The following is a 15,651-nucleotide window of genomic DNA, read 5'->3' as shown; positions in this document are numbered from 1 at the left end:
ATAAGTAGACAGCAAAAAAAACAGGTTGATTATAGTAGTAGCTCCCTATAATCACCTGTTAACTGAACGCTATAGCGTTATTTACGTTATACTTTTCGAGCATTACTGCACGAACAAACGAAATGCCTAAATCTTTATAGAAGTATTACATGGGTTTTATGTGTTGTTACTGGTTAAATCATAGGTTTATTCGACACTTCTTGATAGCCCTTCATGCTTTCTATTCAGATAACATTGTTAGAAATCCCTCGAAACTGTCTGCCACATGATAGCTGATTGGATCAAGTTCACCAGAATTTTCATGATCCCACACACAAACCTTTGGATTATTTCTAGATTCACAAAAATCTAAACATAGAAAATCACCAGCAAATAGAATCGCTATTGGTAAAATATCAACTCCAATCAAATCCTCATTATCGGTAAGCCTATCTTCAATTTGAGTTAGTGTTACATCAATATCATATGATTATCTCTGGGTGTTTTTAATAAGCATAGAAATCTGTCTATAGCATAGTCATGATTATTACATTTAAAACTACTATTTATTGGTCTACCACCGTTATTCACTTCTAAAAATGAAACAAAATCATTTGGTAACTTAATTCTCCAGAATCCTTCTTTTCTTCTAAACAGATCTTCCGTTGGTAAGGGTAGTATTATTGTGTTTGGATCAACCTTCATTTTATCCCCCCTCAATTTTCACTTTATGATTATGATTGAAATAAAGGTTTTAATTCAATTAAAAGATTCACTTGTCTTTGGGTATCCTCAGCCCGAAACGTCTCCTTACCTGTCTATGTCAACTGGTCGTCACCAGATTTGTTTATTCACGACAACCATCCCGGCAAGTAGTCCATTCGTTGTTCGTTGTGGACAATATGCAGATAAGTCCTGACAATATTAATGGTCGGGCTATCCATCCTAGAAGGTGCGATGGTTTAGACAGCTTATCTATCGGGGCGGCGCATTTTACAGTTGCGTAAATTTTGAAAAACCGCAAGAAAACGAAGACAACAAAAAACAGGCCAATCATGGTGGTATCTGACCATAATCGACCTGTTTTATGTAACAGAATAGCGTTATTTGGGTGATAAAATTAAAGCATTTACGTGCGTACAAACGAAATGGCGAAATCTTTATACGGGTATTACATGGGTTATATGTGTTATTGGTTGAATGATGGGTTCATTCGGCAATGGGTGGGGTCTGTACCAAATAGCCGCCGCTACAGTGCCATGAGCAAAAAACTGCCACAACACGGGCGGCTAGCTCGCATTGTGGCAGTTTACATGGGTTATAAGTGTTATTGGTTGATTGATGAATTCATTCGGTAAGGGGTAGTGCCTTCTTTATTCTAAAAAGCTCCCCTCATAATAACTATATCTATGTCCCTTAAGAATTTCAGTAAAACAACCATTATCCCAGACATGTGATGAATTATCCAAATATACATGTCCTTTGGTAAAGAAAGATAATTCATTATCACCATTCGATAAAAATAAAGCATTTAAATTATTGTTTTTCATCAAATTGAACACTAGAGATAGCACAAACTTAATGGATTCATCATTGTATAAATTGTTTATAAAGCGAATACTTAATGTACTTTCATACACAAACTCACTTCTCAAAAACTGAGTGTCATAAGCGTTATACGGATATTCGCCAGACTCCGTTAAGTAAACAGTCAAACCAAGTGATTTTTCAAATTGACTAATTCTAATTCCTTTTGGAAAGTCTATTGCATCAATATCTGTATAGCCCATTGATACAAGTTCTTGCAATAAACAGGATTCAGATATTTTTTGTTCTGTTTTGAGAGAATACTCAATAGCCACTTGACCACTCCTTTATTATGGTAATAGATGAATAGCATTACCGCTACCATCAATTGCAATTAATTCTTTTAGTCCAGTAATCGGCCAATCTGCTAATTGTTTCTTCAATGCGTTCATATCACCTGTCCAATCAGAGAGATTTAAAACAACTCTATCTGTCTGACCTGCTTCTACCTTAGCTTGTATACTTGAACCTATATTTCTTGGAGAGGTTTTTGGTTTTGGAGAGTAACAGTCAAAAATTTCTCCCTCAATCCTATAGTCTGGATTTTTTATTGTACTCGGTACATTCGGATTTTGCTCTACGTGGTATCCATTTTTAGCCAAAATCTCTGCGGCTTCATTTTCACGTTCCAAAGCTCGTATGTTATCTGGGTCTGGATCGTTGTAATTCACCTTAGTTTTAGTACCAGAGGGACTCGCATTGGGATCAAGAATACCACTAGGATTTGTTCTACCACCCGAACCTCCATTACCCGTCCCCTCAACCGCCTTCACTTCTACATCCTTTATTGAATGATTACTGTCACCCTTCCCTTCCATCTTCTCTCTTAAAATCCGGTCCATTTCATTCTTAAAATTGATTTGCATCGGGGTCTGTGGAAGTGCCGGCGTATCTATATCTAGATTATTTATCTTGAATTGAAAACCTTCATTTGTGCTAAATGCCGGCAACGGTTTTTGTACCTCAATACCTTTTACAGAATCTAACCCTTTTGGAGGCTTTAGACCTCCGCCTCCTGTAGGAAGCAAAGATTTTTCTACCGGACCATACAACAACGTTACCATTCCCAGACTATTGAGCCAATGATCCGCTGACCATGCTTCGTCTGGATTAAATGCTCCTTTCGCCATTTCCACTGTTCCCAGTGTTAACCAATCCGCAAACTTCTCTTTTGAATCAAACATATGCTCTGATCGATCTTTGGCTGCTTCATATATCCCGACCGGAATATCTCCTGTTATCCCTAATGTTAACCAGTTAAAAAAGTCATAGGGGGAGTCTGTCGCCTTATCCGCATCCAAGAACACCGAGCTGCTGATTGCTCCTTTCTAATTTCTACTCTCTGCCCCTCTGCTGCTGCTGCAACTGAAATACTTCCTATTTGAGTGATAACGATTAGTTATCACAGGTTATCAGTATTAGCTCTGCTATAGTTTCGATCTCGTAAATCACCAGTTCCCATAAGAACTCTTCATGTTTCGTCATTATGCTATTTCCTCCTGTGGCTTTCGTATTTGTTTGCTCTCGTGGTTCCGTCCTACTGCGGTAAAATCTCTTTGGTTGTATGAACTCATTTGCCGCCTGTTCCGAACTCTCTTTCTTACTTATGGCTTGCTTCTAATGCTTTCGGGTTTAGTTGCGCCATTCGTCTAGCCCTCCATCTTTAGTTCAATAACATCCTCATCTCAATAAATCCATCTTCGTTTACCGGCTTAATAATTTCCTCTAATGGTTCAATTTCTTTTATAAACTTCCTACTCAACTCTATTCTCCTCCAATTCTGTCAACTTTGTTCGTTATCATTCCAATACTGTTCCGTTTCCCGTATTTTCCCCTTTGCTCGGGTTACCATTAATACAGCTTCTCGTTCTGTTTCTTCCAGTTCCATTTATTGACGAGCTAACACATTTTTCATTTTGCTGGACATTCCCCCATAATCTAGATTCTTAACTTTCCAAGCTAACTATGCGATGAAGAATTTCCAATCTGGGCTGTTCATCCTTCTGATCTGCTAGATGGTTATAATAATTAGCCTGTTCCAGTAGCTTACTTATTTCTGTTGCTACTTGCGGATCGGAACTGCTAGAGTATCTCAACTCACCTGATGCCGTAACTCTCGTGCTTTCTGGCATTAACCTCTCATTTCTTTTACGATTGCCTGATACACTGCTTGTGCCTGAGTAATAAAACGCAGTTTTGTTTCCTACTGCCTGTACTTGTTTTGCCATTTTCTCATTTCTCCTTTGATTTTGATTTTGATTTTGAGCATGTAAAAAAGCTCATTCCTACTCATAAAACAAGTTGGAAAGAGCTTTGAAAGTTTATCAAGTGTTTGAATCAGTTAGTGTTTGGTTTGTATTGTACGATCTGGTTGTTGGAATTGTAAACTCCAATCTTACAATTCTAAACATATTCCCTAAGCTTTATAAGATTCTGATTTAATAAAATTATCCACTAAAAATTTATCAGACTCACTAAGTCCCTCAAAAAGCTCGTTAAACTTAATCTTTGCATCCTTATGACTTAAAAGGGATAGTGTAGCTATTGCAACATGTCCGAATTGCCATGGTCCAATAAACTTACTATCTGTTAGGAGTTTTCCTAGTTCAGCAAGCCTCTCTACAATTCCTATATCACAGTAATTTCTCTCAATCAATTTAAACGTTGCCATAGCAACAACCTTTAAATTCTTAGCTTCCAAGCATACTATTAAATCTTCATTTTTTATTGTATCAGCCTTAATTTCTTCTGCTAATTCAACTATTGAGGCCATAATATATTCCCTTCATAAAATTTATTCGTCTATAGGACCATATCTATCAATAATATATTGCTGCTCAGCTTCAAAGTTCTTTTGAAGTTTTTCTGCAACATTATCCAGTCCTAACCTTTTAGCCTCTTCAATTTCAATAGTGTATGCTTTAATCTCATCGGCGATTCTCGCTTCCCAATTCTGGTTACTGGTTTAATAAAGAATTCACTCGGAACTGGGTAGCCCCCACAACTTGTAAAACCCTTCACTTGAAGACTAGGATAATCATGATTCAAATGCAGTTCTTTCTGGGAACTTCCCCCCCTCTCTAACCAAGCAAACCACCAGTCTTTGAGCAGCTCTATCAAAATAAAATTTGCTAGGAATACTAGGGTCAGGTATAGACTCTAACTCAGAAAACATCTTAGTTATCTTATTCAATTCAATTTTACCCATAACATCTTCATTTGGTCCAAATCTGTAAACAACTGATTCATCATCTTCTTGTTCTTTTAGAAGCAATACGTACGAAGCCAAATTTACTCCTCCTCAGGTGGATACCACGGACGACCAGAATCAACTGTTTTATCGTGTGCAGTCCTATAGTCTGTTTTAAAAATACCTTCAAATTTAGATTCAAAAAGTTCATGATTCAATAAGTCAATATCTTGTTGTTTAAATGTCCCTTTTTGAAGTCTATCCCATGCTTGTGCAATTTCATAATCTGCTTCAAAGCGTCCAACACCATGTTCTTTAATATGTTCTTTAAAAAATAAATGGTCTTTTATTCTTTGAATTCTATTCTCGGACATACCTGTATTTTTTGCAATACTCTGAACATCTACATTCGATTTCCTAAAGGATTCATACATTGCATCAGAAATATCAAGACGCTTTAGATATTCATCAACTGAAAGTTCTCTCCCACCTGTCTGAGCATTCCCCGTCCCCTCAACCGCCTTCACTTCTACATCCTTTATTGAATGATTACTGTCACTTTTCCCTTCCATCTTCTCTCTTAAAATCCGGTCCATTTCATTCTTAAAATTGATTTGCATCGGGGTCTGTGGAAGTGCCGGCGTATCTATATCTAGATTATTTATCTTGAATTGAAAACCTTCATTTGTGCTAAATGCCGGCAACGGTTTTTGTACCTCAATACCTTTTACAGAATCTAACCCTTTTGGAGGCTTTAGACCTCCGCCTCCTGTAGGAAGCAAAGATTTTTCTACCGGACCATACAACAACGTTACCATTCCCAGACTATTGAGCCAATGATCCGCTGACCATGCTTCGTCTGGATCAAATGCTCCTTTCGCCATCTCCACTGTTCCCAGTGTTAACCAATCCGCAAACTTCTCCTTTGAATCAAACATATGCTCTGATCGATCTTTGGCTGCTTCATATATCCCGACCGGAATATCTCCTGTTATGCCTAATGTTAACCAGTTGAAAAAGTCATAGGGGGAGTCTGTCGCCTTATCCGCACGAGTTCTTAATGTCCCTACAAAACCCTTTCCAATTTCTTTAAAACTGTCTATTGATTTATAAAAGGCATTTTTAGAATCCTCGGGTTTTGCTTGTTCCTCCGTTTTATTCTTTCTAAACAGATTATAGGAATCCAGTTGGGCGACTGATGAAGTCAATTTTATAACATCTCCCCAAGCCTTTCCACCTTGGTTTGTCATCACGTGTACACCCAAACTTACTCCAGTAGCAATCATCTGTTCCATGGTGGTTTGAACGCCTTCCAGTTGCCCTTTTGCCCAGGCTCCCTTCTCCCCTTTTTCCATTGCCGTCCGTAGTAGCAACTGATACGTTTCATTCTGCACTAGTGGTATGCTTCTACTGGTAATCGACGGATCATAATCACATGCCTTAACCGCTGGTTTCTTAAAATAAGTGCTTAGATCCTTACCCGCCTGGTACTGGACCTCGTCTATACCCAAGGATTTCAGCTTCTTGCGTGCGTCTTCCGCTAACTTATGCATTGCGTCCATTTGAGTCTGATTTCCAAACGCCTGATATACCTCATAGGCTGTCTGCGCCTTCGCGATCTGATCCCGCGCCAGGTAGATATCCTTCAGTTTACTTTGCGCGGCTATGGAGTCGATCGTTTCCAATCCTGACTTTTTAACAGTTGCCTGGAGCTTCTGCACCATAGGATCACTATTCAACTCATCCCAACCCATCAGAGTAGCAATTGTGGTGATCAGATTCGTGACCGCTTTCTGAGCCGTCGTCGGAATTGAAGACTGCCCAATTGCACTTCCGCTCCCAAACCTTTCGAACATCCCCTCAAGAACACCGAGCTGCTGAAAAAGTTGATTTGCCTGCCGCTTATTCTCATCCTGTGCGCCTTGAACACCTTTTATCGCGCCTCGAATGATGTCTTCCAATTTTTCCGCTTCTACCGTCAGTTCGTTGATGATTATCTGCGCCTGCACCTGGTTTGATCCTAATGGGACGCCACTCCAGTTACTAGCTTGACCTTTGAACTGGAGGTACAGCCGGTTGGTGTCCTGGCTTACCTGTCTTATTTTCGTCTGCAGGCGCTCGACTTCATCTACGTTAAATGTAAGCTTCGTTGACGCCATGTGATTCCCCCTGCTTGCTTCTAATAAAATTAGCTATGCAGCACTCTGCATAGCTAATTGAATTCTTATGTATTAGAGCTCTTGCTGTCTAAATCATATTAAAGATTCCTAGAAACCTTTTTGAGAAGTCTTAATATCTCTAGATAATTGCGAATAACTCTTAGATACATTATTCATATGAGTTCCAATATCCTCAAGCGCTTTACCAAATGCATCGAAAGTTTTCTGCATACTTTTTACCTTTTCAGCAAAGTCTCTAGCTGCTGCATCCTCCCAAATACTATTCAGATTCGTTGCAGTCGTCATAATCTTTTTCATTAATGCATCGTACTCTAGTTTTTGTTTCAAAACTGTACTTGCCTGCCCTGCTAATCCTTCGTAACTCAATGTAACTTTTTCTGCCATTATTAACCTCTCCTTTAAATGATTTTTTATATAAAAATGAACTTAAAAAATACTTTTTAACACCCCAAAAGATCTTTCAAATTCATTATTATAGCTCCGGTTTCCTTTATATAATTATCGGTCTTCAATGATATAAAGTTTATATTTAAATCCATTTAAAGATAAATAAAACATTTAAGTTATTTTTTTCTAAAGTTTATTTTGCCTGCCCCTGATAATCATTTCGTACAGAGTAATCTGATTCAAACAGAATGATATCCCCAGAGGAAAAAGAGAACGTTTGCCCCATTTCATCTGTGCTCCCAGTCATCTGACCTTCAATCGCCCACATGTTAGCAATAGGTGCCTTGTAGCCTAAAATACGAGTGTCGGCATCCCCATTTTTAACCGTATAAATTTCGAAATTTACCAGGATATAGCCGCCAGTGATAAACTCCTGCTCATGCCCATCTAGTGCCCCTCCATAATGATTCGCCAGGGTGACAATGTCTGTTCCTTTAGGCAGGATGTAAGGGGCTATCGGCAGGTTGTATTCTCCGTACCAGTGTTGAACGCTCCGAACCGCCGCTATCGGATTCACTCCATTAGGGATATCGGTCGGACCTACTAAGGTTCTCGATTTATAAGGTAGAAGCTCTAGGTTATAGCCTGTAGCGATTTTAGTTTTGCGCTTTGTATATTGCTGATAGAACTTCAGCCAAGAGGTCTTTTCCCGCTCCGCCTCGGACAGTATGTAATTGTACTCATAGCTTGCTGCCGTCGATAATTCACCACTCGATATATTTCGCAAGCCATCCGCCAAGCGGTAGGTCCGAGAATAACTCAGCTTATCCTTGGAAGAGCCGACTCCGATCATTTTATTATTCGAACCGGAGATATCATAGTACAGATCGACAGGTGTCGCTGTACCTCCGTTTTTCGGAATAAAATAGAAGCTTGGCTCGATCCGGATACCCTCGCCCGGCTGCCACAGGTTCCCGATGGTCCGGAAGTCAAACAAGAAGGAATAGCCGTTATGCGGTACCGTCCGTTGCTCCGTAGGATGAGAACCCTTGCGGATCGGCAGCTGCCACTGTGGTTGTCCGCTTAAAGCGGTCGGTATGCCATTCTCATCATTCCCTCCTGTATAGTACATCGTGTTGCTATGCTCAAGTGTCCCCACGCCAGTTCGAAACACCTTTTCAAACCGAAAATCACCGATGTCCCAAATCCGAAAATCGAACAGTCGACCGACGACCCCAATATTAAAACTCTCCGAAGCGCAGTAATTCGTCAAATTACCGTTCAAGTTCTCCTCACAAAGATCCAATCCATCTGACGGGGCGTTTATAGCCCAAGACTGCGTATAAATGGTATAGTCGCCTTCATTCACCCAGGTTGGCATAGTAAAGGTCATGGACGGTGTTCCAACAGGGATGTAGATCCAGGTATTCTCTGGGTAATACTGGCTGCCTTGAAACACACCAAACGGAAATTGAATCCGCTTGTTTTTCGTGTATTTGGCATAATCCCGGTTGCCGTACCCAGGGATATTGAGATGCTGGCCACTCTCCGTAAAATGTATGGTGAACGGCCGATCCAAGATCAGCACCGCCCTAGTCATATCCGGTGTCATACGTTGATCGAATGGGCGGTTATCGTCTGGAAGTAGCGAGTAGTTGACGACCGGTGTGTGCACGGTAACGGAGTTAATCGGAGAGATCAAAAATTCCTGATCTCCGTTTCCCTCTACGTTCTCCGACAGCATTGTATAATAAATGGTACCCGTGCTGGTTGTATTCTGCCGATTGAGTAAACCGCTATTGATCATCAACTGGCCCTCGTAAAGCACCTCGTCTCCGATGATTTGCGGATCAGGAATCCTCCCTGGGGTAGGCCCGGTCTTGTTAGCAACGGTATCATCCATAATCGTTTCCCCGTTAAATACTAGTCGGTCATTCTGCACCTCAGGATCTTTGGTCTGCATTTCCGCAAGGTCTGTGAGCACGTCTGTATCCTCAACATCTTCAGGACCCGGTTCGTGGTCTCCACCATCTACCACTTCTGGCTTGAATTCTATCCCTCCCGTATCTTGGGGAACAACATGGTCTTCTACTTCTGTACTATTGGTAAGCTCAAGCGTCGGCGAACCATAATTATTAGGATATAGAGTGACTTCTCCTCCAGGCAGCGCATAGTTCTCCATCTGGGCACGATCGATTTGATAAACAGCTAACTGATCTACCTGCCAGTACGCATATTCTTTTGGAGTCAAGTCAAAGGTATAGGTCTTATCAAATTTCCCTGTTTTAGGAAGCGGAGCTTGAGGAATCGATGTTCCATTTGGTCCTGGAAGATTCGGCTGCGCTTCCTCCCACTTCGTCGGATATGTAACTTTAACACTGCAGGAATAACGAATCTGACCTGCCATATTGGCGAAGGTATGTTCAAACAAATAGTTCTTTCCCCACACATTGGAAAATAAATTCTCAGAGGTGGGGATTCCCACCGGTGCATCAAAATGGCGTCCATTTGCTGTATCATCACCTAGAATTGCCCCGTTCGCATCCGGTTCCATAAATGACGTTTGCGGAGCAGCGATCTTGTTTGGTGGATCAATAGTATACTTACATTCGCCTGAGCCTTCTCCCTCGGTGGGAGGGCTACCAACTTTTTTGTAACTGGCCACCATTTTGACTCCACCTACATAAACCTTAAAATTACGCTGAACTAAGCTGGGATCATTCGAAGCTTTGCTTTGAATATATAATTGATCGCTTGGCCTCAGAATCGGAGAAAGCCAAGATTGGTTAATTTGATATTCCTCTCCCTCGTATTGAACGGTCAGGGGAAAAGACTTTACAATGTTATAACCAGCCTTATAATTACCAATTAATTGATCGCTCACCACGATTCCGTTCGAAAGTTTAAGAATCATATTAACCGGATAATTTTCCCCCTGAAAGGGAACTGTGACATCGAAATATTGTCTCAAATCTTCTGGATGAGCCCAACTCTCTGCGTGTTTAATATCATACAACGTATGATAGGGTCCGGAAACTTGGATTGGGTTCGTTCTGGACCCCGTCACTACTCGCATTATGGCGCTAGCGTATAATGGAGTGCCTTCAGAGATGACTTGTTCCGCCTTAGCTTGTCCAATAGCGGCGAGCACTTCTGCTTTAGTCCATTCGAAGTTTGTAGTCACTATCCCATCTACAATAGTTTCTGATTTCACATGCCCTCCGCCATTATCTTGTAATTTAATACGTTGATTAGAAGGCAATGAGGTAGGGTCGCATTGCACTTCACCTCCATAGGCTCCAGAGGATGCACACGTTGGTTGGGTATGAATATACCAACCTACCGTCTGGAATCTTATACTCGAAGAGGCTTCATTGGAAGTTGTTGTATAAAGAAATGCCCCATCTTTAAACTTGGCCATAAAGGCAGCCTCTACAAGACTTATAAAAGGAGAAAACAATAAAGAATTTATTAGAATTAACAATAGACAACCGAGGCATTTACGCCGCATCTTTCATCACTTCACTTCATGAAGGGTGGTGTTTTCAAACAAGCTTGAGAGTGCATCTATATTAAAATGCTCACCTACTATAGGATTATAGTAATTCGTAGAGATACTTAAATCAGCATAACCCTCATACCAGACCCCTTTTTTTAATTTCTCGTGAAGTCTGAATTCAGCAAGTTTGAAGTATACGTCATTAAATAAGTCCTTATACTCTGTAAAACTATTAATTCTGAATCGGAACATGGATCGAACGCGGTAATCCCCGGTTCCTGGGTAATACAACACGGACGATTCAGGGTCAATTGCCCCTTCAATTTGAATCTTATTTTTCTTCACCCATTCGGCATATTCTTCAATTTCCTTTTCCCGGATAGAAGACGATTGATTCTCGTACTTAAAGGATTCTTTCGCATAACTTGCCGGATTAATCGTTTTATAATCCACATTCAACCGTAGATCAAACCCAATTTTCATACGTTTAATGATTTTGGCCATATCTTCACTCGTTAACTCTTTTTTGCTAAACACCTGCGCTCCAGTCTCAGCATTCCCAGCAGAGTAGTTTATGGTATGCCTCATTTCGTACATTTCATTCGGGATGTCTTCCAGAATATATGGATAATCTTTATAGTTCTTAGGTAGGTTTGTCGTACGTATTTTCCTTCCAAAATAATCAAGTTCCCCTAAATCTTTACCCGGCGTGTGAATGTGCACACTTTGAGAAAATTCGTCCACCTCCACTTCTGCGGATAACAGATCAGAGACAACGGTTAATGGAATCATCGTCATTCCATCTTTTTGTACAACCATAGCACCAAGCGCTACTGGTTGCCCGTTCACTTTCGCAAAAGAAGAACCTACTGTCAGTACAATTTTGTTTTCTTTTTGCTGCAGAGTTAACGTTTTGTTTGCTGCATTCCAGTTAGCTTGTGTGCCGAGTTTTCCTGAAATCATGCGGAATGGGATCATTGTCGTCCCATTTTCTGAATAAGGATGTCCCTTTGTCAGTGGATATTTAATGCCGTCCATGATGACGTTCACTGCTTTGGCAGCTGTTCCTGCCGCTCCCGCTGTAGTAATTAACAACACTAAGCTTGCGAACACACAAATGACTATAGTCATGCCTCTTCTTGCCTTCTTTGATCTAATAATTGCTGATAGACTATTAAACTTAAAATTCCTCATGTTCTCACTCCTCCACAATGAAACTTTTTTTTAATCCGATGACCCTATTTCTCCATACCAAATCTTTTACTCCCACATCTATCACCTAACCGCACAATCCTCAATAAAATACCCTTTTCGCGCAGCCTCCTCTGGATCGAACAGACTTTCTATAACAGTAACCCCCGGGGGTACACAGCTTTCTCCATAAGCAATATGTCTCCCTGCTGAATTCCGGGTACCTATCAGAACCTTTCGTCGCATTACTGCCCCACTACCTAAGGAATATGCATCCAGCAGTTCTCCCCCAGGAAGTGGATAACCTTGAATAAAAGCCATAATCCCTACATCCTGTATGGATTGCTCCTGCAAGCCGCGGGGAAGGGTGAACTGAATCGACAAGCCCATTCGTTTCACTAGCTCCAAATGTCTGTTAATGGCTGTTGCCAAGTCTTTTTCAACGAGTGATGTGATCGTACTCTGCCGGATTTCGTGAAATAGTTCTATAGAGGTCAGAGGATTAAGATTGGTCTCAGCCGCTAGGGTTGTATACTCCCCCTCATAGAATTCATTAGAGGTAGTATCATACACCCGCGCATTATCGTCCAAAGTGAAATAAAGCAAATTGCCGTTCTGAAGCTTGTAATAATATGGACGCTCAGGCCAACTCACAGGCTTAAGTTCATCCTTCCCGCTATTACTAGCCGTGTCGTCCAAAGTAACCAACGTATAGCCGCTATATCCAAACATCACCAGTGCGGGTATATGCATTTTTAAATTGTTCATTTCAGTCTGGTTGTTCTCCAGCCCAAATTTCAAAGCTAAATCACTGTAAAAAACACTTAGCACATCCTGATCCAGTTGCAGTTGGCGTTCCCGCCCATAGTGCACTGCTGTGGTAGTAGGCTGCTGTTCCAGTCGTGACAGATAATCACCAGCATCATCCACTGCGGCTTGAAAATCATCCGAATAGCGTTTATACATGTCCTGATTGAAGACCTGAAGATCTTCTCGAGTGTCGCCCATAAGAACAAGAGGAATGACCAGAATTAGAAAAACAAGCACAACACTAAGGGGCTTCACTTCGGACCATCCCCCCATACTTCAAATTGACCGGAATCATTTCACTATGAAACAAGAGCGATCGCATCCGTGAGGCAAGTGTCGTCCCTTCAGATTCTAACCGGACATTGAACAGATCGCCTACATGCATGGTAAACCTTCTACCTGGATCATCTGCAGCCAGTAAAGTTCCTGAATGCGGATATAAGATTTCCAAAATATCCTTGCTGAAATATCCGTCATATCGGACACTAAAGCTGTTCTGGAATGTAGAATAATCATCAGGATTCGTATATAAGGGCTGTAAATTCTTTTTGTAATACTCCATTTGCACTTTGAAAACACCATATGAAGCATCCAACGAATGAAGAAACAGCTCATAATCGGAAGTATCCAAGTATCCTTTAGCACGAACGGTATCCACGAATTCCACCACAGCCGCATTGGCGGCGAGCTTAGTATTCCTTTCTACAACTTCGGATTGACGGAATGCCGGATAGACTCCGAACACAAATGCCAGCAAAATAATAATAATTACACCTTTCAGCGCGTCTGCCATGCGGCTCCTCCTTTCTAGCGGGTGGCGGAGATTTGCGTAATCATCTCATCGGTTCGCGTGACTCTTAACTGATAAGCAGCATCAGGCACTCCACGCAAATCCACTGCTGTAAGGTCCGTTTCCTCATTAATTGCAATGCCATCGATATATAAAATATATTCCCCCTCCAGTGCTGGAGAGATCATACCAATGACCTGCTCACCGCTAATTTTGTTCAAATCACCTATCCCTTTGTAAGGTGCCGATGCAACTGTCGGCAGCTCATAGTGCCTGTTTGGAACAGAACTCTCCATCTCCAGCCGCAAAAACGTAAATCCGCCGACAGCAAACAAGATCCAAGCAAAGAGGGTTAGTAGAAATTGAGTGCTAGTTTTCATTTATGATCCGGATTCTGATTAAATTCAATAATTCGAACCTCATCATTTTTGTCCTTATGTAAGGTAGCTCTAAAAATAGAAAGCGTATTGACATTACAGTTTTTACTGTTATCTTGGTTAGAGCTCTGGTCGAGCATTGCTGATACACTAAAGTTATCAGCACCACTGTTCTTGTCTCCAAGATCAAGCTCTGATGCCGGGTTTCCGCCACTGGCCGCTTTCGCAGGCTCATAATAAGTTTCATATGTGTTTTTCGCATAAAAACCAGTTTTATTTACTCCAGTCTTTATCAGAATGGAAAATTGCGGACGTCCCTTATATCTCATTGCCGCGTTAATAACATCCTGACCAGATACATCCTTGTTATCATAAGAATTGAACTCCGCTTGATTGATCATCTGAGTCTGGGCCAAGGTCTGCTCCTGGGCACGGATGAAATAATTATTAATGACAAGATATATACTGACACCTGCGGCAATAATCAGAATGGTGACAATAATGCCAATCACCCATTTAAGTCCCGTAGAAATATTCTCCATCTATACCCACCCTTTTCTATATCGTTTTTATTTCTGGGTAAAAACTATTAAGCGAACCTCCTCATTGCTGTCCTTATAAACAACCGCTTTAAAGACGGAGAGTGTATTTACTAAATAATTATCACTGTTATATGAATCTGAATTTGTCTGATCAAGCATCGTCGAAACACTGACATCACCTTGAAGATTACTAGTAGTAGATAAATCAACTACCGGATTAGTAGTGTCTTTAGGTTCTTCGTAGCTAGCCCCATAAGTATTCTGCGCGTAGAACCCTTCTGTATTTTCCCCTGTTTTAATCTTAATCGCGAACTGCGGACGTCCCTTATACCGCATTGCCGCATTAATCACATCCTGGCCGGATACATCCTTGTTATCATAGCTGTTGAATTCCGCTTGATTAATCATCTGGGTCTGGGCCAGAGTCTGTTCCTGTGCGCGGATGAAGTAGTTGTTGATAACCAGATAAATACTTACACCTGCGGCAATAATCAGAATGGTAACAATAATGCCAATCACCCATTTAAGTCCGGTCGAGATATTCTCCATGATGTTTCCTCCTCACCTTATTTGGAGCTAATTTTTATTTTATTGCTCTTAACGCATCTACTCCGCTACGAAAAAAATAGCTGCAATGCGCTCATTATTATCTTTTATCAGCCTCGCCCTATATCTAGCTTGTGGACTGATATAATATTGTCCTGAAGCATTCGAGATTTCTTCTTCATCTACACCACTTTCGCTTCCCTCCTTGAACTTCGCTCCGGAATAATCAAACGCACGGCAATAACCTTCTCCACTTGGATTCATGCTAAATCTTCTTTCTGCCTCATTCTGACCATTAGCATATGGTTTCTCAACGTATAGGCAGAAGCCTTGCTGCGACTCGTACCTCCGATAAGCTGTGAGAATCTGGGAGCCGCTGACAATCTGATTGTCAAATGCGGAATATTGCTGCTCCGAAAGCTCCCTGGCCTGTGCCGCCGCCTGGCTATTCGCCAATTCGACAACTGGCTGTGTCTTCCCCCACAAGAACAGACCGGATGATATAATGGCCAGTGTGATCAGAATCGATATTGTTGTTTTCAAAAAGCTTGCTATATTCTCCATGCCTGTATC

The 15,651-nt window shown here is 41.2% G+C and carries 17 protein-coding genes; all 17 read right to left on the bottom strand.

Going from position 1 to position 15,651, the window contains the following annotated elements:
- Nucleotides 1-220 precede the first annotated feature (220 nt).
- The 17 genes from NST25_RS08995 to NST25_RS08915 all read right to left on the bottom strand — a co-directional run bounded on the left by NST25_RS08995 (nt 221) and on the right by NST25_RS08915 (nt 15,642).
- The gene (locus NST25_RS08995) at nt 221-409 is read right to left on the bottom strand and encodes an SMI1/KNR4 family protein (protein ID WP_305953719.1); all 189 of its coding nucleotides are present in this window, start codon (nt 407-409) and stop codon (nt 221-223) included.
- A gap of 41 nt (nt 410-450) precedes the next feature.
- A complete protein-coding gene (locus tag NST25_RS08990) occupies nt 451-684 on the bottom strand; it encodes an SMI1/KNR4 family protein (RefSeq protein ID WP_305953720.1) in 234 nt (77 codons plus the stop codon).
- Between the two features lie 668 nt (nt 685-1,352).
- Entirely contained in the window at nt 1,353-1,841 is a 489-nt protein-coding gene (locus NST25_RS08985; protein ID WP_076220186.1) for a SitI3 family protein, read from the bottom strand.
- Nucleotides 1,842-1,856: 15 nt separating this feature from the next.
- The gene (locus NST25_RS08980; protein WP_339190291.1) at nt 1,857-2,867 is read right to left on the bottom strand and encodes a hypothetical protein; all 1,011 of its coding nucleotides are present in this window, start codon (nt 2,865-2,867) and stop codon (nt 1,857-1,859) included.
- Between the two features lie 645 nt (nt 2,868-3,512).
- Entirely contained in the window at nt 3,513-3,794 is a 282-nt protein-coding gene (locus NST25_RS08975; RefSeq protein ID WP_076309321.1) for a hypothetical protein, read from the bottom strand.
- Between the two features lie 188 nt (nt 3,795-3,982).
- The gene (locus NST25_RS08970) at nt 3,983-4,339 is read right to left on the bottom strand and encodes a hypothetical protein (RefSeq protein WP_076309320.1); all 357 of its coding nucleotides are present in this window, start codon (nt 4,337-4,339) and stop codon (nt 3,983-3,985) included.
- A gap of 264 nt (nt 4,340-4,603) precedes the next feature.
- Nucleotides 4,604-4,855 (bottom strand): hypothetical protein, encoded by a 252-nt coding sequence (locus tag NST25_RS08965; protein WP_076220591.1) that lies wholly within the window; start codon nt 4,853-4,855, stop codon nt 4,604-4,606.
- Nucleotides 4,856-4,857: 2 nt separating this feature from the next.
- The gene (locus tag NST25_RS08960) at nt 4,858-6,915 is read right to left on the bottom strand and encodes a hypothetical protein (protein WP_339190289.1); all 2,058 of its coding nucleotides are present in this window, start codon (nt 6,913-6,915) and stop codon (nt 4,858-4,860) included.
- 108 nt (nt 6,916-7,023) lie between these two features.
- Nucleotides 7,024-7,320 (bottom strand): WXG100 family type VII secretion target, encoded by a 297-nt coding sequence (locus NST25_RS08955; protein WP_076104587.1) that lies wholly within the window; start codon nt 7,318-7,320, stop codon nt 7,024-7,026.
- A gap of 196 nt (nt 7,321-7,516) precedes the next feature.
- Nucleotides 7,517-10,744 (bottom strand): DUF5704 domain-containing protein, encoded by a 3,228-nt coding sequence (locus NST25_RS08950; protein ID WP_081387193.1) that lies wholly within the window; start codon nt 10,742-10,744, stop codon nt 7,517-7,519.
- Between the two features lie 96 nt (nt 10,745-10,840).
- Nucleotides 10,841-12,016 carry a copper amine oxidase N-terminal domain-containing protein gene (locus tag NST25_RS08945; protein ID WP_081387194.1) on the bottom strand — a complete coding sequence of 392 codons (1,176 nt, stop codon included), beginning with the start codon at nt 12,014-12,016 and terminating at the stop codon, nt 10,841-10,843.
- Between the two features lie 81 nt (nt 12,017-12,097).
- On the bottom strand, nt 12,098-13,078 hold the full coding sequence (locus tag NST25_RS08940) for a hypothetical protein (RefSeq protein ID WP_076279373.1): 981 nt from the start codon (nt 13,076-13,078) through the stop codon (nt 12,098-12,100).
- Nucleotides 13,065-13,616 (bottom strand): hypothetical protein, encoded by a 552-nt coding sequence (locus NST25_RS08935; protein ID WP_076279374.1) that lies wholly within the window; start codon nt 13,614-13,616, stop codon nt 13,065-13,067. The genes NST25_RS08940 and NST25_RS08935 overlap by 14 nt, the downstream gene beginning before the upstream one ends.
- Nucleotides 13,617-13,630: 14 nt before the next feature.
- Nucleotides 13,631-13,993, bottom strand: coding sequence for a hypothetical protein (locus NST25_RS08930; RefSeq protein WP_076279375.1), 363 nt, complete (start codon nt 13,991-13,993; stop codon nt 13,631-13,633).
- Nucleotides 13,990-14,532 (bottom strand): hypothetical protein, encoded by a 543-nt coding sequence (locus NST25_RS08925; RefSeq protein WP_076279376.1) that lies wholly within the window; start codon nt 14,530-14,532, stop codon nt 13,990-13,992. Before NST25_RS08925 ends, NST25_RS08930 begins: the two co-directional genes overlap by 4 nt.
- Before the next feature lie 27 nt (nt 14,533-14,559).
- Entirely contained in the window at nt 14,560-15,081 is a 522-nt protein-coding gene (locus NST25_RS08920) for a hypothetical protein (RefSeq protein ID WP_076279377.1), read from the bottom strand.
- A 57-nt stretch (nt 15,082-15,138) separates the two neighbouring features.
- A complete protein-coding gene (locus NST25_RS08915; protein WP_076219079.1) occupies nt 15,139-15,642 on the bottom strand; it encodes a hypothetical protein in 504 nt (167 codons plus the stop codon).
- Nucleotides 15,643-15,651 lie beyond the last annotated feature (9 nt).

This window comes from Paenibacillus sp. FSL E2-0190 (assembly GCF_037992965.1).
In the GTDB taxonomy this organism is placed as follows: domain Bacteria; phylum Bacillota; class Bacilli; order Paenibacillales; family Paenibacillaceae; genus Paenibacillus_AQ; species Paenibacillus_AQ odorifer.
This window is presented reverse-complemented; position numbering and strand designations above follow the sequence as displayed.

Bases quoted from the DNA above. Each gene is read 5' to 3' on its own strand.
- NST25_RS08990 (WP_305953720.1), bottom strand. From the start codon at position 684: ATGAAGGTTGATCCAAACACAATAATACTACCCTTACCAACGGAAGAT.
- NST25_RS08975 (WP_076309321.1), bottom strand. From the start codon at position 3,794: ATGGCAAAACAAGTACAGGCAGTAGGAAACAAAACTGCGTTTTATTAC.
- NST25_RS08970 (WP_076309320.1), bottom strand. From the start codon at position 4,339: ATGGCCTCAATAGTTGAATTAGCAGAAGAAATTAAGGCTGATACAATA.
- NST25_RS08960 (WP_339190289.1), bottom strand. From the start codon at position 6,915: ATGGCGTCAACGAAGCTTACATTTAACGTAGATGAAGTCGAGCGCCTG.
- NST25_RS08955 (WP_076104587.1), bottom strand. From the start codon at position 7,320: ATGGCAGAAAAAGTTACATTGAGTTACGAAGGATTAGCAGGGCAGGCA.
- NST25_RS08950 (WP_081387193.1), bottom strand. From the start codon at position 10,744: ATGGCCAAGTTTAAAGATGGGGCATTTCTTTATACAACAACTTCCAAT.
- NST25_RS08945 (WP_081387194.1), bottom strand. From the start codon at position 12,016: ATGAGGAATTTTAAGTTTAATAGTCTATCAGCAATTATTAGATCAAAG.
- NST25_RS08935 (WP_076279374.1), bottom strand. From the start codon at position 13,616: ATGGCAGACGCGCTGAAAGGTGTAATTATTATTATTTTGCTGGCATTT.
- NST25_RS08930 (WP_076279375.1), bottom strand. From the start codon at position 13,993: ATGAAAACTAGCACTCAATTTCTACTAACCCTCTTTGCTTGGATCTTG.
- NST25_RS08925 (WP_076279376.1), bottom strand. From the start codon at position 14,532: ATGGAGAATATTTCTACGGGACTTAAATGGGTGATTGGCATTATTGTC.
- NST25_RS08920 (WP_076279377.1), bottom strand. From the start codon at position 15,081: ATGGAGAATATCTCGACCGGACTTAAATGGGTGATTGGCATTATTGTT.
- NST25_RS08915 (WP_076219079.1), bottom strand. From the start codon at position 15,642: ATGGAGAATATAGCAAGCTTTTTGAAAACAACAATATCGATTCTGATC.